At 64.6% G+C, this 26,109-nt stretch carries 25 protein-coding genes; 21 read left to right on the forward strand and 4 right to left on the reverse strand.

Annotated elements, in window-relative coordinates; all coding sequences use genetic code 11:
• Positions 1-50: 50 nt before the first annotated feature.
• Positions 51-956 carry a phosphoserine phosphatase SerB gene (gene serB, locus I6F16_RS07880; RefSeq protein ID WP_225114697.1) on the reverse strand — a complete coding sequence of 302 codons (906 nt, stop codon included), beginning with the start codon at positions 954-956 and terminating at the stop codon, positions 51-53.
• An 11-nt stretch (positions 957-967) separates the two neighbouring features.
• On the opposite strand from serB, the gene miaA reads away from it, so the two are divergent.
• The 8 genes from miaA to ilvC all read left to right on the forward strand — a co-directional run bounded on the left by miaA (position 968) and on the right by ilvC (position 8,941).
• On the forward strand, positions 968-1,909 hold the full coding sequence (miaA, locus tag I6F16_RS07885; protein ID WP_225114698.1) for a tRNA (adenosine(37)-N6)-dimethylallyltransferase MiaA: 942 nt from the start codon (positions 968-970) through the stop codon (positions 1,907-1,909).
• Between the two features lie 327 nt (positions 1,910-2,236).
• Entirely contained in the window at positions 2,237-4,012 is a 1,776-nt protein-coding gene (locus tag I6F16_RS07890) for an acetolactate synthase 3 large subunit (RefSeq protein WP_225114699.1), read from the forward strand.
• A gap of 4 nt (positions 4,013-4,016) precedes the next feature.
• Complete coding sequence (locus I6F16_RS07895) at positions 4,017-4,988, forward strand: threonine dehydratase (RefSeq protein WP_225114700.1); 972 nt, start codon at positions 4,017-4,019, stop codon at positions 4,986-4,988.
• A gap of 22 nt (positions 4,989-5,010) precedes the next feature.
• Positions 5,011-5,553 (forward strand): acetolactate synthase small subunit, encoded by a 543-nt coding sequence (ilvN, locus tag I6F16_RS07900; protein WP_018640841.1) that lies wholly within the window; start codon positions 5,011-5,013, stop codon positions 5,551-5,553.
• Between the two features lie 3 nt (positions 5,554-5,556).
• Positions 5,557-6,252 (forward strand): class I SAM-dependent methyltransferase, encoded by a 696-nt coding sequence (locus I6F16_RS07905; protein WP_036006616.1) that lies wholly within the window; start codon positions 5,557-5,559, stop codon positions 6,250-6,252.
• Positions 6,253-6,301: 49 nt separating this feature from the next.
• Positions 6,302-7,177, forward strand: a complete 876-nt coding sequence (locus I6F16_RS07910) for an EamA family transporter (protein ID WP_225137977.1) — start codon at positions 6,302-6,304, stop codon at positions 7,175-7,177.
• 8 nt (positions 7,178-7,185) lie between these two features.
• Positions 7,186-7,788: a LysE family translocator gene (locus tag I6F16_RS07915; RefSeq protein WP_225114705.1), complete on the forward strand. Its 603-nt coding sequence runs from the start codon at positions 7,186-7,188 to the stop codon at positions 7,786-7,788.
• A 133-nt stretch (positions 7,789-7,921) separates the two neighbouring features.
• Positions 7,922-8,941 carry a ketol-acid reductoisomerase gene (gene ilvC, locus I6F16_RS07920; protein WP_036006621.1) on the forward strand — a complete coding sequence of 340 codons (1,020 nt, stop codon included), beginning with the start codon at positions 7,922-7,924 and terminating at the stop codon, positions 8,939-8,941.
• Between the two features lie 226 nt (positions 8,942-9,167).
• On the opposite strand, the gene I6F16_RS07925 is transcribed toward ilvC, so the two are convergent.
• Positions 9,168-9,788 carry a hypothetical protein gene (locus I6F16_RS07925; RefSeq protein WP_128263130.1) on the reverse strand — a complete coding sequence of 207 codons (621 nt, stop codon included), beginning with the start codon at positions 9,786-9,788 and terminating at the stop codon, positions 9,168-9,170.
• Between the two features lie 105 nt (positions 9,789-9,893).
• On the opposite strand from I6F16_RS07925, the gene I6F16_RS07930 reads away from it, so the two are divergent.
• Positions 9,894-10,547 carry a TetR/AcrR family transcriptional regulator gene (locus I6F16_RS07930; protein ID WP_225173547.1) on the forward strand — a complete coding sequence of 218 codons (654 nt, stop codon included), beginning with the start codon at positions 9,894-9,896 and terminating at the stop codon, positions 10,545-10,547.
• Positions 10,548-10,757: 210 nt separating this feature from the next.
• Positions 10,758-12,470 carry a sulfatase-like hydrolase/transferase gene (locus tag I6F16_RS07935; protein WP_225114702.1) on the forward strand — a complete coding sequence of 571 codons (1,713 nt, stop codon included), beginning with the start codon at positions 10,758-10,760 and terminating at the stop codon, positions 12,468-12,470.
• 70 nt (positions 12,471-12,540) lie between these two features.
• Here the strand turns inward: I6F16_RS07935 and I6F16_RS07940 are convergent, their stop codons facing one another.
• Both I6F16_RS07940 and I6F16_RS07945 read right to left on the reverse strand, forming a co-directional pair.
• Complete coding sequence (locus I6F16_RS07940; protein WP_225114703.1) at positions 12,541-14,097, reverse strand: ABC transporter permease/substrate-binding protein; 1,557 nt, start codon at positions 14,095-14,097, stop codon at positions 12,541-12,543.
• On the reverse strand, positions 14,094-14,876 hold the full coding sequence (locus tag I6F16_RS07945; RefSeq protein WP_225114704.1) for an ABC transporter ATP-binding protein: 783 nt from the start codon (positions 14,874-14,876) through the stop codon (positions 14,094-14,096). Before I6F16_RS07945 ends, I6F16_RS07940 begins: the two co-directional genes overlap by 4 nt.
• A 278-nt stretch (positions 14,877-15,154) precedes the next feature.
• Between I6F16_RS07945 and I6F16_RS07950 the strand changes: the two genes are divergently transcribed.
• From I6F16_RS07950 to I6F16_RS08000, 11 genes are all read left to right on the forward strand, one after another.
• On the forward strand, positions 15,155-15,973 hold the full coding sequence (locus I6F16_RS07950) for an ABC transporter ATP-binding protein (protein WP_225173548.1): 819 nt from the start codon (positions 15,155-15,157) through the stop codon (positions 15,971-15,973).
• A complete protein-coding gene (locus I6F16_RS07955; protein ID WP_036006641.1) occupies positions 15,973-16,761 on the forward strand; it encodes an ABC transporter permease in 789 nt (262 codons plus the stop codon). The genes I6F16_RS07950 and I6F16_RS07955 overlap by 1 nt, the downstream gene beginning before the upstream one ends.
• Positions 16,762-16,912: 151 nt before the next feature.
• Positions 16,913-17,938, forward strand: coding sequence for an ABC transporter substrate-binding protein (locus tag I6F16_RS07960; protein ID WP_036006644.1), 1,026 nt, complete (start codon positions 16,913-16,915; stop codon positions 17,936-17,938).
• A 30-nt stretch (positions 17,939-17,968) separates the two neighbouring features.
• Positions 17,969-18,673, forward strand: coding sequence for a hypothetical protein (locus I6F16_RS07965; RefSeq protein ID WP_036006647.1), 705 nt, complete (start codon positions 17,969-17,971; stop codon positions 18,671-18,673).
• Between the two features lie 93 nt (positions 18,674-18,766).
• On the forward strand, positions 18,767-20,077 hold the full coding sequence (locus I6F16_RS07970; RefSeq protein WP_036037487.1) for an ABC transporter substrate-binding protein: 1,311 nt from the start codon (positions 18,767-18,769) through the stop codon (positions 20,075-20,077).
• Between the two features lie 12 nt (positions 20,078-20,089).
• On the forward strand, positions 20,090-20,857 hold the full coding sequence (locus I6F16_RS07975; protein ID WP_036037489.1) for an ABC transporter ATP-binding protein: 768 nt from the start codon (positions 20,090-20,092) through the stop codon (positions 20,855-20,857).
• A gap of 3 nt (positions 20,858-20,860) precedes the next feature.
• Positions 20,861-21,565: an ABC transporter ATP-binding protein gene (locus I6F16_RS07980; protein WP_036025019.1), complete on the forward strand. Its 705-nt coding sequence runs from the start codon at positions 20,861-20,863 to the stop codon at positions 21,563-21,565.
• 5 nt (positions 21,566-21,570) lie between these two features.
• Positions 21,571-22,452, forward strand: coding sequence for a branched-chain amino acid ABC transporter permease (locus I6F16_RS07985; protein ID WP_109145936.1), 882 nt, complete (start codon positions 21,571-21,573; stop codon positions 22,450-22,452).
• A complete protein-coding gene (locus tag I6F16_RS07990) occupies positions 22,449-23,468 on the forward strand; it encodes a branched-chain amino acid ABC transporter permease (protein WP_036025024.1) in 1,020 nt (339 codons plus the stop codon). Before I6F16_RS07985 ends, I6F16_RS07990 begins: the two co-directional genes overlap by 4 nt.
• Complete coding sequence (locus I6F16_RS07995) at positions 23,428-24,357, forward strand: polyphosphate kinase 2 family protein (protein ID WP_074448137.1); 930 nt, start codon at positions 23,428-23,430, stop codon at positions 24,355-24,357. Before I6F16_RS07990 ends, I6F16_RS07995 begins: the two co-directional genes overlap by 41 nt.
• Positions 24,354-25,391: a patatin-like phospholipase family protein gene (locus I6F16_RS08000; protein WP_128263142.1), complete on the forward strand. Its 1,038-nt coding sequence runs from the start codon at positions 24,354-24,356 to the stop codon at positions 25,389-25,391. The genes I6F16_RS07995 and I6F16_RS08000 overlap by 4 nt, the downstream gene beginning before the upstream one ends.
• The last annotated feature ends 718 nt before the right edge of the window (positions 25,392-26,109 follow it).

A 26,109-nucleotide genomic window follows, 5' to 3' on the forward strand; every position in this document is an offset into this window, starting at 1 on the left:
GAATACTGGATCGCCCGCCTTCGCGGGCGATGACAGAGAGAGGGGAGGCTTTACCCCTCCACGAACTCGTCCCGCCGATACCCCTGCGCATACAGCAGCGCAGTGAGATCGCCGTGATCGATCCGCGCGGCCGCGGCGGCAGCCACCGCCGGCTTGGCGTGATAGGCGACACCCAGACCCGCGGCCTGGATCATCGCGAGATCGTTGGCGCCGTCGCCGACCACGACCGAGTCGATGTCGTCGAGATCGAACGATTCCATCAGGTCCACCAAGGTGGCGAGCTTCGCCGCGCGGCCCAGGATCGGCTCCTTCACTTCGCCGGTGAACTTGCCGTCGCGCACGACGAGCTCGTTGGCGCGGTTCTCCTGGAAACCGATCTTGGCGGCGACCGCGCGCGTGAACAATGTAAAGCCGCCGGAGACGAGGCAAGTATAGGCACCGTTCGCGCGCATGGTGGCGACCAGCTCGCGGCCGCCCGGCGTCAGCGTAATGCGCTTGGCCAGGACCTCGTCGACCGCGCTGGCGGGCAGGTCCTTGAGCAGCGCGACGCGCTCGCGCAGCGCCGGCTCGAACTCGATCTCGCCGCGCATCGCACGCTCGGTGATGGCTGCGACATGCGCCTTGACCCCGACGAAATCGGCGAGCTCGTCGATGCATTCCTGGCCGATCATGGTGGAATCCATGTCGGCGAGAAAAAGCTTCTTGCGCCTGAAGCCAACAGGCTGCACGACGATGTCGATCGGCAAATCGCCGCGGAGCTCGCGGAGCCGCTGCTCGATGGCGTTGCGGTCGCCTTCGAGGTTACTGTCCGCGCCGAAGGGGATGTCGACCGCAACCCCGTCGAACAGCCAGTGCGCGGGCGCCGCCTGCGGCAGCACGGCGCGGGCGCCATCGACGATGGTCGAGTCGAGCGCGGGATTGTCAGGGTTGCAGATCAGCGTGGCGACGAGGGACATTTGAGGTTTTCGTGAGCGAGGGGTATTCCAGCAAGGCCGTGCTTATCGCAGGCCCGACCGCCAGCGGCAAGTCGGCGCTGGCGCTCGAGCTTGCGCGCGCCGCCGGCGGCGTCGTCATCAATGCCGATTCCATGCAGGTCTATCGTGACCTCCGCATCATCACGGCGCGGCCGACCGCAGCGGACGAGGCGCTCGTGCCGCATCGGCTCTATGGCCACGTCGATGCCGCCGTGAATTTCTCGGCCGGTGCCTGGGTAAGCGATGCGGCGAAGGCGCTCGACGAGGCGAGGGCTCAGCGACGGCTGCCGATCTTCATCGGCGGCACCGGGCTCTATTTCAAGGCGCTGACCACAGGTCTCTCCGTGGTGCCGCCGATCCCTGCCGAGCTGCGCGAGGATGTGCGCGCGCGGCTGGAACGGAACGGCGTCGAAGCGCTGCACGCGGAACTCGCAGGCCGCGATCCGCGCGCGGCCGAGCGATTGAACCTGCGCGACCGCACCCGCATCGCGCGCGCGCTCGAGGTGATCGAGGCAACCGGCCGTTCGCTGCTCGATTGGCAGCGGGAGGGACAGCCACCGCTGCTGCCCAAGGACAGATTTCGCGCGGTCTTCCTCGCGCCCGAACGTGACGAGCTCTATGCCCGCATCGATGCCCGTTTCGATGCCATGCTGGGCGCCGGCGCGCTCGAGGAGGTCGAGCGGCTGGCCGCCAGGCATCTCGATCCGCTGCTGCCGGCCATGAAGGCTCATGGCGTGCCATCCTTGATCCGGCACCTGCGCGGCGAGCTCAGCCTGGAGGAGGCCGCCAGCATTGGCCGCGCCGATACCCGCCATTACGCCAAGCGGCAATTCACCTGGTTCCGGCACCAGCTGCCGGACTTCGAATGGGTGAGGCCGGAGCAAGCGAGCGGATGGCTCGCCGCGGCCGTGCCGGCGGAACGGCGCACCGACTGACGCGCTTTTGTGCCGGGTTCCCGAATTTACCTCTCGCCGAACCCGGGGAACACCGCTACACTGCCGAAATCGCGCGGGAACGGCCGCATTGCCTTGACATCCAAGGTTTGGCCGCTATGTTTCGCGCAACCTTTGGGAAGCCGAGCGCCGCCATGCGTAACATTATTACCAAACTCCTTATCGCCGTCGTACCCAGGCACACCGCCGGGGGTGGCTAGCTGCCATCCACATGACAGGCGGTGTGCATGGGCCCTCTTCGGGGCCTTTTTTATTTCCCGAACCCGACACGAATGAAGCCGCTGACAACAGCGCATCCGGAGCAAGCCAATGAGCGACAAGAGCCACGATCCGAACCAGATGACCGGCGCCGCGATGATCGTCCGCGCACTCATCGATCACGGCGTGACCGACATTTTCGGCTATCCCGGCGGCGCGGTGCTTCCGATCTATGACGAGATCTTCCAGCAGAGCGAGGTCCAGCACATCCTGGTCCGCCACGAACAGGGCGCGGGCCATGCCGCCGAGGGCTATGCGCGTTCCACCGGCAAGCCGGGCGTTGCGCTGGTGACCTCCGGCCCCGGCGCCACCAACATGGTGACGCCGCTGACGGATGCCCTGATGGACTCGATCCCGCTGGTCTGCATCTCCGGCCAGGTGCCGACGCATCTGATCGGCAACGACGCGTTCCAGGAATGCGACACCGTCGGTATCACGCGTCCCTGCACCAAGCACAATTGGCTGGTGCGCGACGTCAACGATCTCGCCAAGGTGCTGCATGAGGCCTTCTACGTCGCCACCTCGGGCCGTCCGGGCCCGGTGCTGGTCGACGTTCCCAAGGACGTGCAGTTCGCCACCGGCACCTACCATCCCCCGCGCAAGTCCGACGTGCACCGCTCTTACGCGCCGCGCGTGAAGGGCGATGCGACGCAGATCCGCAAGGCGGTCTCGCTGCTCGCGAACGCCAAGCGTCCCGTGATCTACAGCGGCGGCGGCGTCATCAATTCCGGCTCCGAGGCGACCCAGCTGTTGCGCGAGCTGGTTGAGGTCACCGGCTTCCCGATCACCTCGACGCTGATGGGCCTCGGCGCCTATCCGGCGTCGGGCAAGAACTGGCTCGGCATGCTCGGCATGCACGGCACCTATGAGGCCAACATGACCATGCATGATTGCGACGTCATGCTGTGCGTCGGCGCGCGCTTCGACGACCGCATCACCGGCCGCGTCGATGCGTTTTCGCCCGGCTCGAAGAAGATCCACATCGACATCGATCCGTCCTCGATCAACAAGAACATCCGCGTCGACGTGCCGATCATCGGCGATTGCGGCAACGTCCTCGGCGACATCCTCCAGGTGTTCAAGGCGGAGGCGAAGAAGCCCGACATCAAGTCGTGGTGGCAGCAGATTGCGCAATGGCGCGCCCGCAACTCGCTCTATTACAAGAAGAGCAGCGACGTCATCCTGCCGCAACACGCGATCCAGGCCTTGTTCGAGCAGACGCGCGGCAAGGATACCTACATCACGACCGAGGTCGGCCAGCATCAGATGTGGGCGGCGCAGTTCTACGGCTTCGAGGAGCCGCATCGCTGGATGACCTCGGGCGGTCTCGGCACCATGGGCTACGGCCTGCCGGCCGCGGTCGGCGTTCAGGTGGCCCATCCCGACAGCCTCGTCATCGACATTGCCGGCGATGCCTCGGTGCAGATGACGATGCAGGAGATGTCGACGGCGGTTCAGTACGAGCTGCCGATCAAGATCTTCATCCTGAACAACCAGTACATGGGCATGGTGCGCCAGTGGCAGCAGCTGTTGCACGGCAACCGGTTGTCGCATTCCTATTCCGAAGCGCTGCCGGATTTCGTCAAGCTCGCGGAGGCCTACGGCGCCGTCGGGCTTCAGGTGCACATGCCGGCCGATCTCGATGGCGCCATCAAGGAGATGATCTCGGTCAAGCGCCCGGTGCTGTTCGACTGCCGCGTCGCGGCGCTCGAAAACTGCTTCCCGATGATCCCCTCCGGCAAGGCCCACAACGAGATGCTGCTGCCGGAGCAGGCCAACGACGAGGCGACTGCGAAGGCATTCGCCGGCGGCAAGGCGTTGGTGTGACGCCATGTTCGACCTGAACGAACTCGAGCGCGCACATGCGATCGTGGGGCAGGCGGTGCCGGCGACGCCGGCGCATGCTTGGCCGTTGCTCAGCCGCCGGCTCGGCACCGCGGCCGTGGTCAAGCACGAGAACCACACGCCGACCGGCGCCTTCAAGGTGCGTGGCGGCCTGGTCTATCTCGATCGGCTGAAGCGAGAGCGGCCGAACGTGCCGGGCATCATCTCGGCCACCCGCGGCAATCATGGCCAGAGTCTTGCTTTCGCGGCGCGGCGTCACGGCGTGCCCGCCGTGATCTACGTGCCAAAAGGCAATTCGGTTGAGAAGAACCATGCCATGCGCGCGTTCGGCGCCGATCTGGTCGAGCACGGCGACGATTTCCAGCTGGCGCGCGAAGAAGCCGGGCGCCGCGCGCAGTTCGAAGGCCTGCACATGGTGCCGTCGTTCCACCCTGACCTCGTGCTGGGGGTGGCGACCTACGCACTGGAACTGTTCCGCGCGGTGCCCGATCTCGACGTGCTCTACGTTCCGATCGGGCAGGGCTCCGGTATCAGCGCCTGCATCCTGGTGCGCGACTTGCTGGGCCTGAAGACGGAGATCATCGGTGTGCAATCGACCGAGGCGCCGTCATATGCGCTTTCGTTCGCGGCCGGCAAGGTCGTAACGACCGAGACCAGTGACACGCTGGCCGATGGCGTGGCGACACGCTTTCCGGACGCGGAAGCTGTTGCGCTTGTTTGCAAGGGCGCCTCGCGCATCGTCCAGGTTACGGACGATGAGATCGCGCTCGCGATCCGCGCCTATTGGACCGACACGCACAATCTCGCCGAAGGCGCCGGTGCTGCCGCGCTGGCGGCGGCGCTGCAGGAAAAGAGCAAGCTGAAGGGCAAGCGCGTCGGTCTCGTGCTGTCCGGCGGCAATATCGATTTCGATCTGTTCCGCCGTTGGGTCGGGACGGATGCGCCGGCGACGGCGTGACGGAGAGACAGAGGGGACGACAATGAACCAGCCCGCATCCGCCTATTTCATCGAGGACCGTCACGATCCCAACGAGACGCATACGCTTGCGGTGCTCGTGCAGAACGAGCCGGGCGTGCTCGCGCGCGTCATCGGCCTGTTCTCGGGGCGCGGCTACAACATCGAGAGCCTCACGGTCTCGGAGACCGAGGCCCAGAAGCATCTGTCGCGGATCACCATCGTCACCACGGGCACGCCGATGGTGATCGCGCAGATCAAGAACCAGCTCGACCGCATGATCCCGGTGTACCAGGTCGTCGACATGACCCAGACCAAGCGCTCGATCGAGCGCGAGTTGGCGATGGTCAAGGTGCGCGGGCAGGGCGAGCATCGGGTCGAGGCGCTCAGGCTGGCGGATGCGTTCCGCGCCCGTGTGATCGACGCCACCACCGAGAGCTTTGTGTTCGAGATCACAGGCAATACGGACAAGATCAATCAATATATCGATCTGATGCGCCCGCTCGGCCTCGTCGAGGTGTCGCGCACGGGTGTTGCCGCGATAGGTCGCGGGCCTGAAGGGATGTGAGCCATGTTGGCGCGCGACTGGTACTACAACGAGCGGAACCGGATGGGGATCGAGCCCGCTGTGGCCTCGATCTACGACAACCATGACGATGCCGATCTGCGCGCGCGCGCCGCGCTGAAGATGCTCGGGGTCCAGCGCGGCTGGCGCATCGCCGATATCGGCTGCGGCAACGGCGTGCTCGCCACCGAAGCGGCGTTGATGGGGGCCGACGTCGACGCCATCGACATTTCCCCGGCCATGCTGGCGCTCGCCGAGATCTACGCCCGCGACCGCAAGGCGCCTGTGCGCACCCAATCCGCCGGCCTGCTGAGCTTCGCCTACCGGCCGGAATCCTACGATCTCATCGTCAGCGAGTTCACGCTGCACCACCTGCCGGATTTCTGGAAGGCGGTGGCGATGTCGCGGATTTTTCGCGCGCTCAAGCCCGGAGCGACATTTTATCTCCGCGACATCGTTTACTCATCGATGCCCGACGCGATCGAGCGTGACGTCGAGCAATGGGCCGACTTCCAGATCAAGAACCACGATTTCTCCCGCGAGGGCGTGGTGACTCACATGCGCGATGAATATTCCACCTTCGGCTGGGTGATGGAGCGGATGCTGACCGACGTCGGCTTCACCCTGGTCGCGGCCGACTACCACGCGCCGATGCACGGCACGTATCTGCTGCGGAAACCGAAAGCCGGCGAGCAAGGCTAGACCAGAACAACAAACAGGGCTGCGAGACAAAGCAGAACCGGAAACAACAATGAAGCCGGCCGACATCCTCATCGCCGTCATGGTGGCGATCATCTGGGGGCTTGCCTTCGTGGCGAGCCGGATCGCGCTCGACGAGCTGTCGCCGGAGCTGATGACGGCGTTGCGCTTCACCATCGCCGCGGTGCCGTGCCTGTTCATTTCCAAGCCGAAGGTCGCCTGGTCACTGCTGATCGCGATCAGCTTCACGCTGTTCCTCGGCCAGTTCCTGTCTCAGGCCTATGGTATCGCCCACGGCGTGCCGGTGGGTTTGACCTCCGTCGTGGTGCAGAGCCAGGCGCTGTTCACGATCGGCTTTGCCGCGCTCGCGTTCGGTGAGCGGCCGACGCCGGTGCAGACTCTGGGGATCGTCGTTGCCGCGGCGGGCCTTTTGATGATCTGCGGCACCGTCGGCTATGATTTCAGCGTCGGCGCCTTCGCGGTTCTGATGGTCTCGCCGCTCAGCTTCGCCATCGGCAATCTGTTGCTGCGCGGCGCCCGCGGCGTGCCGATGTTCGATCTCTTCGCCTGGCTCTGTCTCGCCTCGGCCGTGCCGCTGTTCGTGCTGGCGCTGATCGCCAACGGTCCGGCGCCGACCTGGACGTCGCTGACGCACATGTCGCTCACATCGGCGCTCTGCATGCTGATGCTCGGCGGCATTTCCACCAGCATCGCCTATTGGCTATGGGGCCGCCTCTTGCGCGACTATCCGGCTGCACAAGTGGTGCCGTTCGCACTGCTGGTGCCGTTCGTGGGCTCGGCGGCCTCCAGCATCGTGTTCGGCGAACGGTTCGGGCCGCTGCGCCTCGCCGGCATGCTGACCGTGATCTTTGGGATCGCCGTGATGGTGCTGGCGAAGCGCCCGCAAGTTCTACCGAAGACTGCGTGAGGGTGATGATGACCTACTCGCTGCTCTACGCCTTCCTCGTCTTCATGGTCGTGATGTATTTCACGCCCGGGCCGAACAACATCATGCTGCTGTCCTCCGGCCTGACCTACGGCTTCCGGCGCACCATCCCGCACATCGTCGGCATCGTGCTCGGTTTCGCCTTCATGGTCGCCGCGGTCGGCCTCGGGCTCGGCTCCGTGTTCCTGGCCTATCCGATCCTCCAGACCATCCTGAAATATGCCGGTGCCGCCTATCTGATCTATCTCGCCGCTGTGATCGCCATGGCCGGTCCGGCCAAGCCGGGCGAGGAGAATGGCCGCGGCCCCATGACCTTCTGGGGCGCGGCCATGTTCCAGTGGATCAATGCCAAGGGTTGGGTGATCGTGATCGGCACCATCACTGCCTATGCGGCGATCGCCCAATTCCCGCTCAACATCGCCATTCAGACCGTGATCAGCCTCATCGTCGGCACGGTCTCGACGGTAGTCTGGGCGCTATTCGGTACCGCATTGCGGCCGGTTCTGACTTCCGAGCGGCTGGTCCGCGCCTTCAACATCCTGATGGCGATCCTGCTGCTGGCCTCCCTCTACCCCGTTTTCATGGATGCATGATGTCGCGGATTTCCATGCAGAAACGGGTTTCCCTCAGGGCTGAAAATGCTCTAGACAGCCCCCGAAATCCGCAAATTTCACCCTTCGGACACTGACCATTGGCCGATTTCGGCCCTGAACGAGGAAACGACCTATGCGTGTTTATTACGATCGCGACGCCGACCTGAACCTGATCAAGGGCAAGAAGGTCGCCATCGTCGGCTACGGCAGCCAGGGTCACGCCCATGCGCTCAACCTGAAGGATTCCGGCGTAAAGGAAGTCGCCATTGCGCTGCGCAAGGGTTCGGCTTCGGCGAAGAAGGCGGAAGCCGCCGGCTTCAAGGTGCTGGAAGTTGCGGAAGCTGCCAAATGGGCCGACCTCGTCATGATGTTGACCCCGGACGAGCTCCAGGGCGACATCTACCGCGAGCACTTGCACGACAACATGAAGAAGGGCGCTGCCCTGGTGTTCGCGCACGGCCTCAACGTTCACTTCAACCTGCTCGATCCGCGTGCCGACCTTGACGTGCTGATGATCGCGCCGAAGGGCCCCGGCCACACCGTGCGCTCGGAATATCAGCGCGGCGGCGGCGTGCCCTGCCTGATCGCAATTGCGAAGGACGTCTCGGGCAACGCCCACGACCTCGGCCTGTCCTACGCCTCCGCCATCGGCGGCGGCCGCGCCGGCATCATCGAGACCACGTTCAAGGAAGAGTGCGAGACCGACCTGTTCGGCGAGCAGGTGGTGCTCTGCGGCGGCCTGGTCGAGCTGATCAAGGGCGGCTACGAGACCCTGGTCGAAGCCGGCTATGCGCCGGAGATGGCCTATTTCGAGTGCCTGCACGAAGTGAAGCTGATCGTCGACCTGATCTATGAAGGCGGCATCGCCAACATGAACTACTCGATCTCCAACACCGCCGAGTACGGCGAGTACGTCACCGGCCCGCGCATCATCACCGACGAGACCAAGAAGGAGATGCGCAAGGTTCTGGCCGACATCCAGGGCGGTAAGTTCGCCCGCGACTGGATGCTCGAGAACAAGGTCAACCAGACCTCGTTCAAGGCGACCCGTGCCAAGCTCGCCGAGCACCCGATCGAGGAAGTCGGCGCGAAGCTGCGCGACATGATGCCCTGGATCAAGAAGGGCGCGCTGGTCGACAAGAGCAAGAACTGACGTCTGCGCCGTCATTCCGGGTTCGCGCTCAGCGCGCGCCCCGGAATGACGAGCGAAATTCAAGCTTCGCTCGCCAAGCCAAATCTTGGACCTTGGCGGCTATGGTCGAGCGAGATCGCAAACAGCGGTCTCGCTCTTTTCGTATCGGCGAGACATCGCTCTCTCATTCTTTCCGCGGCCTGAAGCGCAGTTGAGCGGCTCGGCTCCTGCCAAATACGGCGTCGCATCAGCCCGCCGGGACGGTCTGCCCACGCGGATCGCGGGCCATCGCAATCATGCGCAGCGCCAGCACGATGAGCAGCGGAAGCAGGAAGGCGGCATAGAGCGGCATCGTCGGCACGCGCTTGCCGAACGAGACCATGAACTGGAGCCAGAGGTAATAGCCGCCCACAAGGTGCAGGGCCCGCCAGGCGCGCGGGCCGATCAGTGCGGCGGTGCGGTCGAACGATGTCGCGCCCATTGCGATGATGAAGCCGTAGCCGATGCCGCCGAAGACGTAGGAGGCTGCCGAGGTGGCCTCGGCAAATCCGGCCGGATCCATCCCGGCAAACGTCATGATCGCCGCCGCGTGGATGGCGTGGGAGGCCGCGAAGCTGAGGCCCAGATAGCGACGGTTGCGCTTCTGCCAGCGCGTCCAGGCATTGGGCCACAGCCGCGCCAGCGCCGCGGCGCTGAAGGCGAGGCAGAACAACAGGAGCGAGCTTCGCGCCGTGAAGCGGATCACCGTGCGAACGCCCTCGACCTCGAACTGCCGCATCGAGGCGATCCATAGGCTGAGTGCGACGAGGCTCACGCAGAGAACGGCCAGCAGCCGCCAGCCTTCGAGCCAGCTTCGACGTTCGGACATGGCGACCTCCCTCTCTATGTAATCATCGATTACATTCGGCGTGAATGCGCCGTCAACGGTGTAATCATTGCTTACATTCACGTTCGGGTGAGGCTAGAAGGATCCATGCCTGTCCATCAGCCGTCCAAGCCGCGCGCCCGCCGCCCTGCCACCGAAGCCCGGCCGTACCATCACGGCGACCTCCGCCGCGTGTTGATCGATGCTGCCCTGCAACTCGCAGCGGAAGGCGCCGAAGTCTCGGTGCGGGAGGCTGCGCGCCGAGCCGCGGTGTCGCCGGGGGCGCCGTTCCGACACTTTCCCAACCGCGATGCGCTCATGGCAGCCGCGGCCGAGGAGGCACAGCGGCGCTTTCGCGCCGAGATCGATGCGGCGCTGCGCGAGGCTCCGGCCGCCGACCCGCTCGCCCGCTTCCGCGCCTTCGGTCTCGCCTATTTGCGTTGGGCCATGCGCAATCCCGCGCATTTCGAGATCATCTCGACCGGGCGCTATTTTGCCCATGGCAGCTCGCCGGACCTGACACGAGACAACGCCGAGCTGATCGCGCTAACGGAGCAGATGCTGGTCGACGCGGCAGAGCAAGGCCTGCTGCGGTCGGCCGACCTCAAGCGTATCCAGGTCGCCGGGCGCGCCCTCGTCTACGGTTTCGCTCGGATGAATCTCGACGGCCATTTCCCGCGCTGGGGCGTCGGGGAGGGCGAGATCCAGCGGATGGCGGAGGGGGTGATCGACCTGTTCATCGCAGGTATCGCAAAGCCCTAGCGGGCCAGCGGCTCTGGTCGATGCCGTACGGCGCAGCCCGCTAACATTAAGCGAAGGTCGGACCGCGCCGCGCGTTGCCTCTCCTTGACCATTCCGTTACAGTTTTATGACACGGTGCAGGCTTCCGGCTGCTCCGGACGCCCTGGCTGTTTTTGGGTCGGCCAGCCAGGCTTGGCATCACCGCGCCGGACCAGAAGTTGCGTGTCGTCGATGGCGTCCGCGCCCAATCCAGGTCCTTCTGCCACGACGGCCGTGCTGGCGAGCGTCGCCGCGCTCGGCATCTGGCGGCTGCTCGCGGTTGCAGCGCCGCATCTGGCGGCACTCGCCCTGATGTACGAGACCGAGACCGATTTCGGCTCGCGCCTGTCCTTCGCGCTGGCCTGGGGCATCCTCAACTTCTTCTGGATCACGCTGCTGCGTCGTCCCGCGCTGTCGGGTGCGCTGTCGCTGACCATGGTGGTCGTGCTGGTGCTGCTGTCGCGGCTCAAGCACGACGTCGTGCAGATGACGGTCAACTTCATCGACCTGATGATGATCGACCGCGACTCCGTCGCGTTCCTTTTCACGATCTTCCCGAACTTACGCTGGTCGGTGATCCTGGCCGGTCTGGTCACGCTGCCGCTGATGTATGCGCTGTGGTGGCTCGATCCGTTCCGCATCCGCCGCCTGCCGGCGCTCGCCTGCAAGCTCGCCTGCCTTGCCGCCCTGGTCTGCTATTCGCTCTATCACCCGGACGAGGCCTGGCGCGGCTATTACGACGACGGCTATCTCTCGAAATTCTTCCGCTCGGGCGTCACGGCCGTCTCCGATTTTGCGCAATACGGCTTCATGGAGGCGTCTGCTTCGACCGGCGAGCGGCTCAACATGCCGCTGGTCGATGCCTGCCACCCGGCTGGCCGCCGGCCCAACATCATCATGATCCATGATGAATCGAGCTTCGACATCCGCGCCGCCCAGGGCATCAAGGTGCCGCCGCGCTATGGCGACTATTTCAAATCGTGGGACGGCAAGCAGCGCACGTTCCTCGCCGAGAGCAATGGCGGGCCGAGCTGGTTCACCGAGTATAACGTGCTCGCAGGGCTTTCCTCGCGTTCATTCGGCCGCTTCGCCTATTTCGTCACGCGCATCGCCTCGAACCGGGTCGAGCGCGGCCTGCCGCTGGCGCTGCGCCGCTGCGGCTATGACACGCTGTCGCTCTATCCCGCCCATGGCGGCTTCATGGGCGCGCGCAGCTTCCAGATGACGACGGGAATCGAGCGCTTCCTCGATTCCAAGGATCTGGGCGCCAAGGGTGTCGAGCCCGACAGCTTCTTCTACGACAAGGCGCTTCAGCTGATCGGCCAGCAGCCGCCGAACAAGCCGCTGTTCGCCTTCATCTATCTCGGTGCCAACCACTTCCCCTGGGAGACCCGCTTCCGTCCCGATCTGCTGCCGAATTGGCGCGCGCCGGGCAATGTGCCGTCCATCGATGAATATCTGCGCCGCCAGACCATGAGCGCAGAGCAGTACAAGGCGTTCGTTGCCGGTTTGAAGAGGACCTTTCCCGGCGAGCCATTCCTGATCGTTCGCTACGGCGATCATCAGCCGGAGTTTGCGGCTGCTATCCTGGAGCCCGGGCTCGACGAGGGCGCCATCGGCAAGAAGCTCGACGCCTACGATCCGCGCCTCTACGCGACCTATTATGCCATCGACGCCATCAATTTCGAACCGGTCGGAAGCCAGGCCGTGATGGACACGATTGACGGTCCCTATCTGCCGCTGGTGGTTCAGGAAGCCGCCGGCATCCCGCTCGACCCGTCCTTTGCCGAGCAGAAGGAGATCATGCTCCGCTGCAAAGGCATCTTTTACGGCTGCAAGGATGGCGCCGAGGCGCGGCGGCTGAACCGGCTGCTGATCGACGCGGGGATGATCCGGGGGCTGTAGCCTCTCGCTTGGATCGCGGACGCAACTCTTCGACCGTCACCCCTGAGGTGCTCATCAAGCGGCGGCGGACCTACTGTTTGATCTTCTCCCACAACCACTTCGCCGCCGCATCGGGCGATGAATTCGCATCATTGCCGCTGGTGCGCAGGTTCGCCTCGCGCATGGTGGCGATGTCGATCTTGCCGAGCAATGGCTTGAGCGCCGCCTGCAGTCGCTCGTCTCCGGCGCGCTTCGGCGCGAGCAGCAGGATCGCGTCGTAGGGCGGGATCGCGTGTTTGGGATCGTCGAGCGCTGTGAGCTCGTATTTGGCGATCAGGCCGTCGCTGGTGTAGCCAGCGATGACGTCGACCTCGCCGCTGGCAACGGCCGCATACATGAAGTCCGGCTGCATCTGGCGCTGGGCGCGGAACTGCAGCCCATAGGCCTTTTGCAGGGCAGCCCATTCGGGCCGCGAGAAGAACTCGTAGTCGCCGGCAATCGACAGCGTGGCCGAATGTGCGGCGAGATCGGCGACGGTTCGGATGCCGAGCGCATCGGCGCGTCGTCTTGGCATCACCAGCGCATAGGCGTTCTCGAAGCCGAGCTCGCCGAGCAGGGTGATGTCGTCCTTGGCGAGCGCCGTCTTCAATTCCGCCACCAGTTCTGCGCGCGGCTTGATGTCGGTGCGATGCAGCTGGTTGGCCCAGAGCGTGCCGGAATAGTCGACATAGAGATCGATGTCGCCGGCCTTCAGCGCCCCGAAGATCACACTGGAGCCGAGGCCGGAGCGTGCGGCCGCCGAGAGGCCCGCCGCCTCGAGGCGGTCCCTCATCAATGCCGACAGGACATATTGCTCGGCGAAGGTCTTGGCGCCAACCATATAGCCTGACGACGAGCGCCCCATGGTCGGCACCAGCGTTGCTGCAACCAGGGCCGCGATTCCGAGCGCCCCGAGACCGCTGCGCACACGGCTGCGGCGGCGCAGGCCGCTCTCGATCAGCCCAAGCAACTGGTCGACTGCGAGCGCGAGGAGAGCGGAAGCCACGCAGCCGAACAGCACGAAGACCCAGTTCTGGGTCTGGAGGCCGGCAAAGATGTAATTGCCGAGACTGGTCTGCCCGATCGGCGTCGACAGCGTCGCGGTGCCGATCACCCACACCGCCGCGGTGCGGATGCCGGCCATCATCACCGGCAGCGCGAGCGGCAGCTCGACGATCAGCAGCGATTGCCGCGCGGTCATGCCGACGCCCTCGGCAGCCTCGATCAGCGCGGGATCGATGCCGTTGAGGCCGGTGATGCCGTTGCGCAGCACCGGCAGCATCGAATAGAGCGCCAGTGCCAGCATCGCCGGCAGGAAGCCGAACGCGGAGAAAGATACGCCGAACCAGGCCAGCGTGACGGAAGCAGCCAGCAGCAGCAGCGGATAGAACAGCGCGAGCAGCGCCAGCCCGGGTACGGTCTGCACGATGCTGGCCAACGCGAGCAGGATGCCGCGTGGCGCCGGACGGTTGCGCGTCAGGATCGCCAGCGGCAGGCTCACGGCGAGGCCAAGCGCGAGGGCGGCGAGGCTCACCCGCACATGGTTGCCGAGGTAGTCCGGCAGATGCGACAGCGCCTCGCCCCAGCGCGGATCGGTGAAGAGGCTCATGCCGCACCGCCCATCGGCAGCAACGCATTCAGCCGCTCGACCTGGCGCCGCGGGGTACGCAACAGCTCGAGCACGTAATCGTCGCTGCTGCTCGATAGCTCCGCAGCCGTACCCTGTGCGAGCAATCGTCCGCCGCGCATCACCGCGATGCGGTCGGCGAGCAGGAGCGCCTCGGTCATGTCATGGGTGATCATCACGGTGGTCAGGCCGAGCTTGCGGTGCAGCGCGCGATAATCGTCACCGAGCGCATCGCGGGTGAGGGGATCGAGTGCCCCGAACGGCTCGTCCATCAGCACGATGCGGGGTCTTGCCGCGAGCGCCCGCGCCACGCCGACGCGCTGGCGCTCGCCGCCGGAGAGCGCCTCGGGCAGCCGGTCGCGATGCGTTGCGCGGTCGAGCTGCACCAGCTCCAGCAGCTCGTCGACGCGGCCTGCAACGGCCGCAGCCGGCTCGCCGAGCAGCTTCGGCGTGATGCCGATATTGTCGGCGACGCTCAGATGCGGAAACAGCCCGCCGCTCTGGAAGACGTAGCCGACCCGGCGCCGAAGCGCGACCGGATCGACATTCCGCACGTCCTCGCCTTCGACGGTGATGGTGCCGCTATCGGCCTCGATCAGCCGGTTGGCGAGCCGCAGCAGCGTGGTCTTGCCCGAGCCCGAGCCGCCGACGACGGCCACAAACTCACCCTCGGCGATGTCGAGCGACACGTCATCGACCGCTGCAAGGGAGCCGAAGCGCTTGGTGACGTGCTGGTAGCTGATCGCCAGCTTGGAAGACATCGTGGGAGAGCTCTCTTTTCTCTTACCCTCCCCGAGGGGGAGGGTCGATCGCGCGCAGCGCGAGCGGGGTGAGGTGATCTGTCGACGCGGGCAGTATTCGACGCGGAGAAACCGTCACCCCACCCCGGTTCGCATTCCGCTTCGCTTCATGCGCACCGACCCTCCCCCTCCAGGGGAGGGTGAGAGCACGGCAAGTCCCCATGCGTAGCACGCTTGGCGGCTTGATTGAACTTGGCCGCACGAGCGGCTAAGGCATCGGCCTGAGTTGGAGGAAGCACATGACGACGCCCACGGCAGTGGCGCTGGAAGATGCCAAGGTTGCGTTCCGGCTGGGGGACGGCCGGGTCTATACGGCGGTGGAGAAGGCCCATCTCGCGGTGGCACAGGGCGAGTTTGTCGCCATTGTCGGGCCCACGGGGTGCGGAAAATCGACGCTGCTCAACGTCGCGGCGGGCCTGCTCAAGCTCGCCGCGGGCAGCGTCAGGATTTTCGACCAGCCATTGGCGGGGCTGAATCGGGATGCCGGCTATTTGTTCCAGGCTGATGCGCTGTTCCCCTGGAAGACTGCGCTCGACAATGTCGCGATCGGACTCGAGGTCAAGGGCACGCCGCGCACGGAGGCCTTGTCGCAGGCGCAGAAATGGCTGACCGCCGTCGGCCTCGGCGCCTTCGCGAACCGCTATCCGCACATGCTTTCGGGCGGCCAGCGCAAGCGCGTGGCGCTGGCGCAGGTGCTGATCCGCGATCCGAAGATCCTGTTGATGGATGAGCCGTTCGGGCCGCTCGATGCGCAGACGCGCCAGGTCATGGGCAATCTGCTGCTCGATCTGTGGAGTGCCGACCGCAAGGCCGTGCTGTTCGTCACCCACGATCTCGAAGAGGCCATCGCGCTCGCCGACCGCGTCGTGATCATGTCGGCGGGGCCATCCTCGCGCATCATCGGCGACTGGCGCGTCGGCCTGGCCCGCCCGCGCGACATTTTCGAGGTGCGCCTCGACAAGGAATTCCATGCTCTCCATCGCGAGATCTGGAGCGTGCTGAAGGACGAGGTGATGAAGGGGTACGCACAGTCCACGCAGGCGGCGGAGGTGGTCTGATGTCGCGCACGACGCTGTTTGCGCTGCAGATCCTGGTCGCTGTCGTCGGCTTGGTGCTGTGGCAGGTGCTGTCGACCGTTCCCGTGTTCGGCAAGATCCTGCTGCCGCCGTTCTTCTTTTCCAACCCGTTGGACGTGTTCAGCCAGATCGTGAAATGGTTCGCCTCCGGCGTGATCTGGAAGCACCTCGGCATCACCCTCGCGGAATCGATCCTCGCCTTCGTGATCGGATCGCTTGGCGGCGTCCTGGTCGGCTTCTGGTTCGCGCGCCAGCCGCTGGTCGCCGCGGTGTTCGACCCCTATGTGAAGATGGTCAACGCCCTGCCGCGTGTCGTGCTGGCGCCGATCTTCGCGCTGTGGCTCGGGCTCGGCATCTGGTCCAAGGTCGCGCTCGGCGTCACCCTGGTGTTCTTCATTGTCTTCTTCAACGTCTATCAGGGCGTCAAGGAGGTCAGCCGGACCGTGCTCGACAACGGCCGCATGCTCGGCATGAGCGAGCGGCAGCTGATGCAGCATGTCTATTGGCCGTCGGCGCTGTCGTGGATGTTCTCGTCGCTTCATACCTCCGTCGGCTTCGCCGTGGTCGGCGCGGTGGTCGGCGAATATCTGGGATCGGCGGCCGGGCTCGGCTATCTGATCCAGCAGGCCGAGGGCATCTTCGATGTCGCCGGCGTGTTCGCCGGCATGTTCGTGCTGTCGGCCTTCGTCATCCTGATCGATTTCGGCGTCACCTTGGTGGAGCGGCGCCTCCTGGTGTGGCGGCCGGCCGCGTCGGACGGGCGGGGGTAGGAAGCAGGTCTATTTGATCGCGTCGTTGCGATCGCGGACGTGTGTTGGGCACCGCTATTGCGCCGAGGGGCTGATGGCCAGCCCGCTCAGGCGGAGCTTCTCAAGCCAGGCCCGCTGCTCTATGGTGCCGGCGGCCGAACGGAGGAAACCAATGAAGAACACGATTGCCAGGCTCGCCGGCGCACTGCTCGCGCTGACGCTCACCACCTCGCTTGCCGCGGCGCAAAGCAAGGTCACCATCGCGGTCGGCGGCGGCTCCTGCCTGTGCTATCTGCCGACGGTATTGGCCAAGCAGCTCGGCGAATACGAGAAGGCCGGCGTCAGTGTCGAGCTCGTCGACCTCAAGGGCGGCTCGGATGCGCTCAAAGCCGTGCTCGGCGGCAGCGCCGACGTGGTCTCCGGCTATTTCGACCATTGCGTCAACCTCGCCGCCAAGAAGCAAGAGCTGCAATCCTTCGTGGTCTATGACCGCTATCCCGGCCTCGTCCTGGTGGTCGCGCCCTCGCGCACCAACGACATCAAGTCGGTCAAGGATCTCGCCGGCAAGAAGGTCGGCGTCAGTGCGCCCGGCTCCTCCACCGACTTCTTCCTGAAATACATGCTCAAGAAGAACGGGCTCGATCCCACCAGCGTCGCCGTGATCGGGGTGGGCCTCGGCGCCACTGCGGTGGCCGCAATGGAGCAGGGCCAGATCGACGCGGCGGTGATGCTCGATCCGTCCGTGACCGTGCTGCAGGGCAGCCACAAGGATCTGCGTATCCTCTCGGACACCCGTACCCAGAAGGACACGCTGGAGACGTTCGGCGGCGAATATCCGGGCGGCGCGCTGTATTCGACCGTGGCCTGGATCAACGGCCATGAGAAGGAGGCGCAGGCGCTCACCAATGCGATCCTCGCCACGCTCGCCTGGATCCATTCGCATACGCCGGAGGAGATCATGGCGAAGATGCCCGAGCAAACCGTCGGCAAGAACAAGGACCTCTATCTTGCCGCACTGAAGAATACGATCCCGATGTATTCCGAGACCGGCAAGATGGACCCGAAGGGCGCCGACGCCGTGCTTGCAGTGTTCAGCGTCGGCTCGCCCGAGGTGGCGAACGCCAAGATCGACGTCAGCAAGACCTTCACCAACAAATTCGTCGAGCAGGCCAAGAAGACCACCGGGAGCGTCAAATAGCCGACGCGAAGGCGTGGTAACCGACCCGTCATGAAGTCTCCGGTCATTCATCGCGTCGCGACGCTCGATCTTGCCGTGCGGCCGATCGTCTGGCCGTTCGCCGAGGAGCGCCGCGCCGAGATCGCGGCGCATTTCGCCGAGAAGCAGCGCGAGCGGCCGAAGATCTGGAACGGCCGCATCCTGCTCGGGCGCGACGCTGTGTTCAGCGACGGTTACCTGAGGGCGACCTATTTCGAGACCGATTTCGCAAGCTTTCTCGCCTGGCGCGACTGGGGCTTTCCCGACAAGGCCGTGTTCAACGGCTTTGGCATGGGCGCGTTGCGCGCCTCCGACGGCACCTTCATCATGGGCGAGATGGCGCCCCACACCGCCAATGCGGGCCGCATCTATTTCCCCTCGGGAACGCCTGATCTCGACGACGTCAGGGACGGCGCGCTCGACATCCCCGGCAGCGTCGTCCGCGAGCTCGGCGAGGAGACCGGCCTGACCGCGGCCGATTATCGGATCCAGCCCGGCTGGCATTGCGTGGTTACCGGCCCCACGATCGCAATGTTGCAGGTCATCAACCTGGACATGCCGGGCGATGCGGCCCGCGCCAGGATCGAAGCCAACCTTGCGCGCGAGATCGAGCCGGAGCTGTCCGCCATTCATCTCGTGCGCGGGACCAGCGATCTCAGGCCGTCCATGCCGCGATTTGTCACGGCCTTCGTCGAGCAGCAGTTCGCAGCGCGCTGATGCGCGAGGCTTGACATCGCCGCGCGCAGCCCATGTGATGGGCCGAAGAATTGCACCAAGAATGCAATGCACAAATCGTCCAGGGAGGTTTTGATGCGCCTGCGCATGGCTGCCCGCTTGGTACGTGGGCTGTTGGTCGCGATATCAGCGACGGGCTTGGCGGTGTCTGCCGCGGCTCAAGAGAAGAAGCTCAAGATCGGCGTCATCTACGATCTGACCGGCCCGCTCGCCGGCGGCGGTTCGGAGCTGCAATATACCGGCGCAAGGATCATGCTGGATCAGTACAGCGCGAAAGACGTCGAAGGCTACAAGATCGAGGCGATCTATGCCGATGCTCAGAGCAAGCCGGATATCGCCATCAATGAAGCGATCCGTTTGATCGAGCAGGAAAAGGTCGACATGCTGCTCGGCTTCTTCTCCTCGGCGCAATGCGTGCCGGTGGCAGCGCGGGTCGAGCAGCTGAAGAAGTTCATGTGGATCACGACCTGCATTTCGTCGGCAGTGCTGGAGAACAAGAACTACAAATACGTGTTTCGACCGCAGGCCTCCGGCGACCAGTTCGGCATGATGACGATGGACTTCATCGCGCAGAATGCGAAGGAAAAGCTGGGCAAGGACCCGAAGGACCTGCGGGTCGCCATCATCCACGAGGACGGCGCCTACGGCGTCGACGTTGCCAAAGGCAACGAGGCCGGTGCCAAGAAGGCCGGCTTCAACATCGTGCTCAGAGAGGGCTATTCGGCGACGGCCCCGGATCTGTCTGCGTTGGTCACCAAGCTGAAGCGGGCCAAGCCGGATGTGGTATTCCATACCGGCTATAATCCCGACATCACCCTGTTGCTCCGGCAAGCCCGCGAACAGGGGCTGAAGTTCGGCGCATTGGTAGGACATGGCGCCGGCTACGGGGTCTATGAGAAGCTGAAGGAAGGCCTGGGCGCCGACGTAAACTATGTCTTCAACACCGATCCGATCTCGATCTGGCTCGCCAACCAGAAGAGCATGGATCCGAAGCTGCCGCCGATCATCAAGGCGGTCGGCGAGGAGTTCGACAAGCGCAAGCCGGGTGTCGCCATCCGTTCGGCCCATGTCGGCATGGCTGCGTCCAACACCTATTTGTTCCTGAACGACGTGCTGCCGCGAGCGATCAAGAAATATGGCGGCGTAGATCCCGATTCCCTGCGCAAGGCAGCACTGGACACCGACATACCCGAAGGCGGCACCATGCTCGGCTTCGGCGTCAAATTCCACGGCGAGGGCTCGCCAATGGCCGGCCAGAACGAGCGCTCGTTCCCGGTCGTGATCCAATACGTCGACGACAAGTCCTATGTGGTGTGGCCCAAGAGCCAGGCGCAGCGCGAGGCCGTGCTGCCGCTGCCCAAGGGCACCACCTACAGCAACCAATAGCGGGGTTCTGCGGTGTTGGAAGTCAGCGGATTGGTGAAGCGGTTTGGCGGCTTCACCGCCGTGAACAACGTCTCGTTCCGGGTCGATCAGGGCGAGATCCTCGGCCTGATCGGCCCCAACGGCTCGGGCAAGAGCACGATCTTCAACATGCTGTCCGGCACGCTGGCGCCGACCTCCGGATCGATCCTGTTCGCCGGGCACGAGATTGCGGGTCTTGCGCCGCACCGGATCATCAACAGCGGCATCGGGCGGACCTTCCAGATCCCGCGGCCGTTCCGCCGCCTCAGCATTTTCGAGAACGTCGCGCTTGCCGGCTTCTACGGCCAGGGCCGCCACAGCCGCGCCAAGGCGGAGGAGGCGGCCGAGCGGTCGCTGGCGATGGTCGGCCTGCCGACCGATCGCCATGCTAGTGTCGATGGGCTCGGCGCAGCGGGGCTGAAGAAGCTGGAGCTGGCGAAGGCGCTCGCCACCGCGCCAAAGCTATTGCTCGCCGACGAGAGCCTCGGCGGTCTCGACGAGGCCGAGATGGACCAGGCTGCGGACATGCTGCGCAACATCCGCGACGAGCTCGGCATCACCATCATCTGGGTCGAGCACATCATGGGCGTCCTGATGCGCGTGGTCGACCGCGTCATGGTGCTCGATCACGGCGAGAAGATCTCGGAAGGCCTGCCGAGCGCGGTCGCGGGCGATCCGCGCGTCATCGAGGTCTATCTCGGCACCGACGCCGAGACCACGCAGGCCGCGGCCGCCGAAGCGCGCCGCCGCGCAGGGGGCTAGGTGATGCTGGAGCTTCGCGGCCTCAATGCTGGCTATGGCACCTTCCAGGCGTTGTTCGACGTCAACCTCGACGTGAAGGCCGGCGAAGCCGTCGGCGTCATCGGCCCCAACGGCGCCGGCAAGACCACCCTGATGCGCGTCATCTCCGGCCTGATCCGTCCCTCGCGCGGATCGATCAGGATGGAGGGCGTCGACCTCGTCGCGACACCGTCGCACAAGATCGTCAGCCTCGGCATTGCGCATGTGCCGGAGAACCGGCGGCTGTTTCCGCAGCTCACGGTCGACGACAATCTCAAGATGGGCGCCTTCATGAAGGAGGCGCGGGACCACTACGCCGAGCGGCTGGAGGTGGTGTTCGACCTGTTCCCCCGCCTGAAGGAACGCCGTCACCAGATGGCCGGAACCATGTCCGGCGGCGAGCAGCAGATGTGCGCCATCGGCCGCGCGATGATGTCCAATCCGAAACTGTTGCTGCTCGACGAACCCTCGGCGGGGCTCGCGCCGGTGGTGGTGCAGCAGGTGTTCGAGTTGGTGAAGCGGATCCGCGCCAGCGGGCTGACGGTGCTGATCGTCGAGCAGAACGTGCAGCAGGTGCTGAAGGTGGTCGATCGCGCCTATCTGATCGAGGCGGGCACGATCCGCGCGTCCGGCACCTCGGCCGAGATGCTGGCGAGCGACACGGTCAAGGAAGCTTATCTCGGGGTGTGAGGGGCATGCAGGCGTTCCTGGACGTATTCGACATCTACCTGCTGGAGGCCGTCATCAACGGCATCCTGCTCGGCGGCGTGCTGGCGCTGCTCGCGCTCGGGCTCAACCTGATCTTCGGCGTCATCGACGTGACCTGGATCTGCTACGCCGAGCTCGTCATGATCGGCATGTACGGCATGTATTTCATGGTGCAGTATTACGGCGTCAGCTATTTCGTCGCCGCCCCGCTCACTATCCTGCTGGTCGCCGTGCTTGGTGCGGCGCTGCACTACCTCGTCATCGCGCCGCTGCTGACCGCGCCACCGATCAACCAGCTGCTCGCGACCGGCGGGGTGCTGTTCGTGCTGCAGAGCTTTGCCACCGTTGCCTTCGGCATCGACTTCCGAAATCTCGGCATCCGCCTGCCGGTGCTCGCCTTCGGCGACATGAATTTCAGCTACGCACGACTGCTTTCGTTCGCCGCCGCGCTGGTCGGCATGGTCGCGGTCTATCTGTTCATGACGCGCACCTTCACCGGCACTGCGATCCGCGCCATCTCACAGGACCGCCAGATCATGGCGCTGATGGGCGTCGACACCAAGCGGATCTACTTGATCACGTCGGCGCTCGGCGGCGCGCTCGCCGGCCTCGCCGCCTGCCTCCTGGTGCTGCAATACGACGTGCATCCCTTCGTCGGTCTGTCCTTCGGGCCAATCACCTTCCTGATCTGCGTGCTCGGCGGCCTCGGCAATTTCATCGGCGGCTTCATCGCCGCCTTCGTGTTCGCCGAGATCATCTCGCTCGGGGGCCTGTTCTCCGACCTCGAATGGGGCTATGTGCTGGCCTTCGCGTTCTTCATCGTCATGATGTTCATCCGGCCCGCGGGCCTGCTTGCGAGGCGCCGATGATGGGGCAGGGGCGGCTTGCTGCATGGGGCGTGGGGCTGGCGGCGCTGGTCGCGCTGCCCTTCGTCTATCGCGATCCCTATCATCTGCACATCCTGGTGCTGATCCTGATCTGGTCGTTCGCCTATACGTCCTGGTCGATGATGGGGAGGTTCGGCCTCGTGTCGCTCGGCCATGGCGGCTTCATGGGGATCGGCGCTTACGTTACGGCGCTGTTGTGGAATCACGCAGGATTGTCGCCCTGGATCGGCATTCCCATCAGCATGGCGGCGGCCGGCGCGCTGGCGATGATCGTCGGCTACCCCTGCTTCCGCTTTCGCATCACCGGGCATTATTTCGTGCTGGTGACGCTGGCGCTGTCAGGCATCGTGCTCCAGGTCATCACCGCGACGCGCGACTATACCGGCGGCTCGCTCGGCTACACCCCGAACCGCGCGTCCGGCAACAGGCTGCTGGCGCTGCAATTCGACGACAAGACCACCTGGTACTTGATCGCGCTTGCGGTCTGGCTGTTCGGCATCGTGGTCTGGCACTGGGTCGACCGCAGCATGGCGCGTTATGCGCTGGAGGCGATCTCCGAGGACGAGGACGCCGCCGCCGCGGCCGGTGTCGACGTCACCGCCGAGAAGCTGAAGATCACGCTGCTCAGCGCGTTGATGACGGCTCTGGCGGGTGCGATCTACTGCCAGTACCAGATGTTCATCACGCCCGACACGGTCAGCGGCATCGCAGTCTCGCTGCAGATGGTGTTCGCCGCGATCGTCGGCGGGCTGTTCGTCTCGCTAGGTCCGACCGTCGGCGCCATCATCACCATCCTGCTGGCGGAAACGCTGCGCATCGGTTTCGGCACCAAGGCGGTCGGCTGGGATAATCTCGTCTACGGCGTGCTGCTCGTGCTTTTCATCATATTCCTTCCCAAGGGCATCCTTGGTAGCTTGCTCGACCGATTGAAGTTGCAACGCAAGGTGCCCCGCGCTCATGAGCAAAAAGCCGTCCAAGTCGCTCGCCCAGGAGCTTGACCGCTACATCACGCCGTTTCGCTACGATGGCTCGGGCAAGTTTCACCTCAAGGACCACAAATCCGACGAGAGGGGCGATCTCGACAAGGAGAAGGCGCTCGCGATCCTCGATGCCAACAAGAAGCGGCTGATCGCGTTTCAGGAGAAGCTCTACGCGCAGGACCGCTGGTCGCTCCTGATCGTATTCCAGGCGATGGACGCCGGCGGCAAGGATTCTGCGATCAAGGCGATCTTCGAGGGCATCAATCCGCAGGGCTGCGAGGTCACGGCCTTCAAGGCGCCGAGCAGCAAGGAGCTCGACCACGACTTCCTCTGGCGTCATGCAGTCGCGCTGCCCGAGCGCGGCCATATCGGCATCTTCAACCGCTCGCATTACGAGGAATGCCTGGTGACGCGCGTACACCCGGAGATTCTCGCCAAGCAGAAGCTGCCGCCAAGGCTCGTCACCAAGAACATCTGGAAGGAGCGGTTCGAGGACATCTCCGCCTTCGAGCGCTATCTCTGCCGCAACGGCACCGTGGTGCTGAAGTTCTTTCTCAACCTGTCCAAGGAAGAACAGCGCGAGCGTTTCCTCGCGCGGCTGGACGATCCGGCCAAGCAGTGGAAGTTCTCCATGGACGACATCAGGGAGCGCGCGCTGTGGCCGCGCTACCAGGCGGTCTACCAGGACATCGTCCGGCACACGGCGACGTCCCATGCGCCCTGGTATGTCGTGCCCGCCGACCACAAATGGTTCGCCCGCGTCGTGATCGGCTCGGTGATCAATGCCGAGCTGGAAAAGCTCGACCTGCGCTTCCCCCGTGCCGACAAGGCCTCGCTGGAGGAGTTCAAGCAGGTGCGCAAGGCGCTGGAGAAAGAAGGCACGGGAGGCAAGAGGCAAGCAAAGTGACAGCCGGCGGGACCACGAACTGCAAGAACGTCAACTTCGCGCTCCAGGGCGGCGGTGCGCACGGCGCCTTCGTGTGGGGCGTGCTCGACCAGGTGCTCGAGGACGGCAGGCTCGCGATCGAGGCGATCAGCGCGACCAGTGCCGGCGCGATGAATGCGGTGGCGATGGCCTCGGGCATGGCGCACGGAGGCGCGGAGGCCGCGCGGGAGAGCCTGCACGCATTCTGGTACGAAGTCTCGCGCATGGATATGGCGTACGATCTGATGTCGCCGCTGAACCAGTGGATCCAGGCCCTGAAGCTGCCGCCGGAATATCATCCGGTCCACGCCTTCATCCATACGCTGACACACACGCTGCCGCCGAACCTGCTCAATCCCTTTCATTTCAATCCGCTCCGCGCGCTGCTGCAGCGCGTGATCGATTTCGACCGGCTCAATTCCTCGCCCGAGGCGCCGCAGCTGTTTCTCAACGCCACCAACGTCCGCACCGGCAAGATCAAGGTGTTTCAGAGCCCGCTGCTCACGGCGGACACCGTGCTCGCGTCGGCCTGCCTGCCGCCCTATTTCCAGGCTGTCGAGATCGACGGCGAGCACTACTGGGACGGCGGCTATCTCGGCAATCCCGCGATCTATCCGTTGATCTACCGCAAGGGCAGCCACGACGTCGTCATCGTGCAGGTGACGGCGATCCGGCGTGACGAGCTGCCGGCCAGTGCCGCCGATGTCCTGCACCGCATCAACGAGATCAGCTTCAATTCGTCCTTGATGCGCGAGATGCGCGCGATCGCCTTCGCCACCCGGCTGATCGACGACGGCGAGCTCGACAGCAACAGGCACAGCCGCATGTACATGCATTGGATCGGCAACGACGCGCTGATGTCGCAGCTCGGCACGGCCACGCAGTTCCACCCCGAATGGAGCCTGTTGTGCCGCCTGCGCGATGAGGGCCGCGCGGCGGCGCGCAACTGGCTGGCGCGAAACTTCGACCAGATCGGAAAGGCCTCGACGGTCGACCTGGCGGAGATGTTTCTCTAGTTGGCCGGGTGGCCATCGAGCAAAAGTGTGAAAACAACCCCATGCACAGTAGCCGGGCATAGCGGAATCAATGGCTTATCGACTCCCATCATCCGCGATGCGGATTTCACGAAATTCGTTTGCATCGTCGGGCAAAACAGGGGCATGATGTCACCATGCCGGCTGGCTTGGGAAATCCCTCACTTAAGTGATTTGCACAGCGGAACTCGGATCGTCAAATGTGATCGTCAGATCATTGATCCCGCTTGACAGTTTTGCGAGGCAGGAGGAGCATCATAGCGGTCGCAAACAAGCGACGCGCAACGTCCACCTCATGAGCAAGGGGAGGTCTATGACACCACCTCCGCAAATCCAGCCGCGTTAATTGCGATGGAGCTCGTTCGGACTATCGCATAGCGGCGGAAACCGCGAACGGCACGCCGGGACAAGGTTTAGCGGGCTGCATCAGTGAGGCAAAGCCCCTACCTTCCCGGCGCTGTATTTTGATCGTGTCGGATGGCCGTGAAGGCCGCCGCACCAATTTTTTTTTCACCCCGCTCGTCCCAATCCTGCTGTTTGATCCGCAAACGGTCTTTGCGCGCGCTGACGGGACATCAGCTCCCGATCCTGCATTGCGGCAAATGCCAAGAGAATGTCGTCTCGAAGGCCAACTTCCGACACAGGCTGGGGGCGAATAGCGCCGATCCGACATGACGGATGTGCTTCGGCGGTGACGGCC

The organism is Bradyrhizobium sp. IC4060 (genome assembly GCF_020193715.1).
Lineage (GTDB): Bacteria > Pseudomonadota > Alphaproteobacteria > Rhizobiales > Xanthobacteraceae > Bradyrhizobium > Bradyrhizobium yuanmingense.

Bases quoted from the DNA above. Each gene is read 5' to 3' on its own strand.
- I6F16_RS07990 (WP_036025024.1), top strand. From the start codon at position 22,449: ATGATGGGGCAGGGGCGGCTTGCTGCATGGGGCGTGGGGCTGGCGGCG.
- ilvC (WP_036006621.1), top strand. From the start codon at position 7,922: ATGCGTGTTTATTACGATCGCGACGCCGACCTGAACCTGATCAAGGGC.
- I6F16_RS07980 (WP_036025019.1), top strand. From the start codon at position 20,861: ATGCTGGAGCTTCGCGGCCTCAATGCTGGCTATGGCACCTTCCAGGCG.
- I6F16_RS07960 (WP_036006644.1), top strand. From the start codon at position 16,913: ATGAAGAACACGATTGCCAGGCTCGCCGGCGCACTGCTCGCGCTGACG.
- I6F16_RS07965 (WP_036006647.1), top strand. From the start codon at position 17,969: ATGAAGTCTCCGGTCATTCATCGCGTCGCGACGCTCGATCTTGCCGTG.
- I6F16_RS07890 (WP_225114699.1), top strand. From the start codon at position 2,237: ATGAGCGACAAGAGCCACGATCCGAACCAGATGACCGGCGCCGCGATG.
- I6F16_RS07905 (WP_036006616.1), top strand. From the start codon at position 5,557: ATGTTGGCGCGCGACTGGTACTACAACGAGCGGAACCGGATGGGGATC.
- I6F16_RS07935 (WP_225114702.1), top strand. From the start codon at position 10,758: ATGGCGTCCGCGCCCAATCCAGGTCCTTCTGCCACGACGGCCGTGCTG.
- I6F16_RS07910 (WP_225137977.1), top strand. From the start codon at position 6,302: ATGAAGCCGGCCGACATCCTCATCGCCGTCATGGTGGCGATCATCTGG.
- ilvN (WP_018640841.1), top strand. From the start codon at position 5,011: ATGAACCAGCCCGCATCCGCCTATTTCATCGAGGACCGTCACGATCCC.
- I6F16_RS07945 (WP_225114704.1), bottom strand. From the start codon at position 14,876: ATGTCTTCCAAGCTGGCGATCAGCTACCAGCACGTCACCAAGCGCTTC.
- I6F16_RS07970 (WP_036037487.1), top strand. From the start codon at position 18,767: ATGCGCCTGCGCATGGCTGCCCGCTTGGTACGTGGGCTGTTGGTCGCG.
- I6F16_RS07930 (WP_225173547.1), top strand. From the start codon at position 9,894: ATGCCTGTCCATCAGCCGTCCAAGCCGCGCGCCCGCCGCCCTGCCACC.
- I6F16_RS07895 (WP_225114700.1), top strand. From the start codon at position 4,017: ATGTTCGACCTGAACGAACTCGAGCGCGCACATGCGATCGTGGGGCAG.
- I6F16_RS07925 (WP_128263130.1), bottom strand. From the start codon at position 9,788: ATGTCCGAACGTCGAAGCTGGCTCGAAGGCTGGCGGCTGCTGGCCGTT.
- I6F16_RS07940 (WP_225114703.1), bottom strand. From the start codon at position 14,097: ATGAGCCTCTTCACCGATCCGCGCTGGGGCGAGGCGCTGTCGCATCTG.
- I6F16_RS07915 (WP_225114705.1), top strand. From the start codon at position 7,186: ATGACCTACTCGCTGCTCTACGCCTTCCTCGTCTTCATGGTCGTGATG.
- I6F16_RS07955 (WP_036006641.1), top strand. From the start codon at position 15,973: ATGTCGCGCACGACGCTGTTTGCGCTGCAGATCCTGGTCGCTGTCGTC.
- I6F16_RS07995 (WP_074448137.1), top strand. From the start codon at position 23,428: ATGAGCAAAAAGCCGTCCAAGTCGCTCGCCCAGGAGCTTGACCGCTAC.
- I6F16_RS07985 (WP_109145936.1), top strand. From the start codon at position 21,571: ATGCAGGCGTTCCTGGACGTATTCGACATCTACCTGCTGGAGGCCGTC.
- I6F16_RS07950 (WP_225173548.1), top strand. From the start codon at position 15,155: ATGACGACGCCCACGGCAGTGGCGCTGGAAGATGCCAAGGTTGCGTTC.
- serB (WP_225114697.1), bottom strand. From the start codon at position 956: ATGTCCCTCGTCGCCACGCTGATCTGCAACCCTGACAATCCCGCGCTC.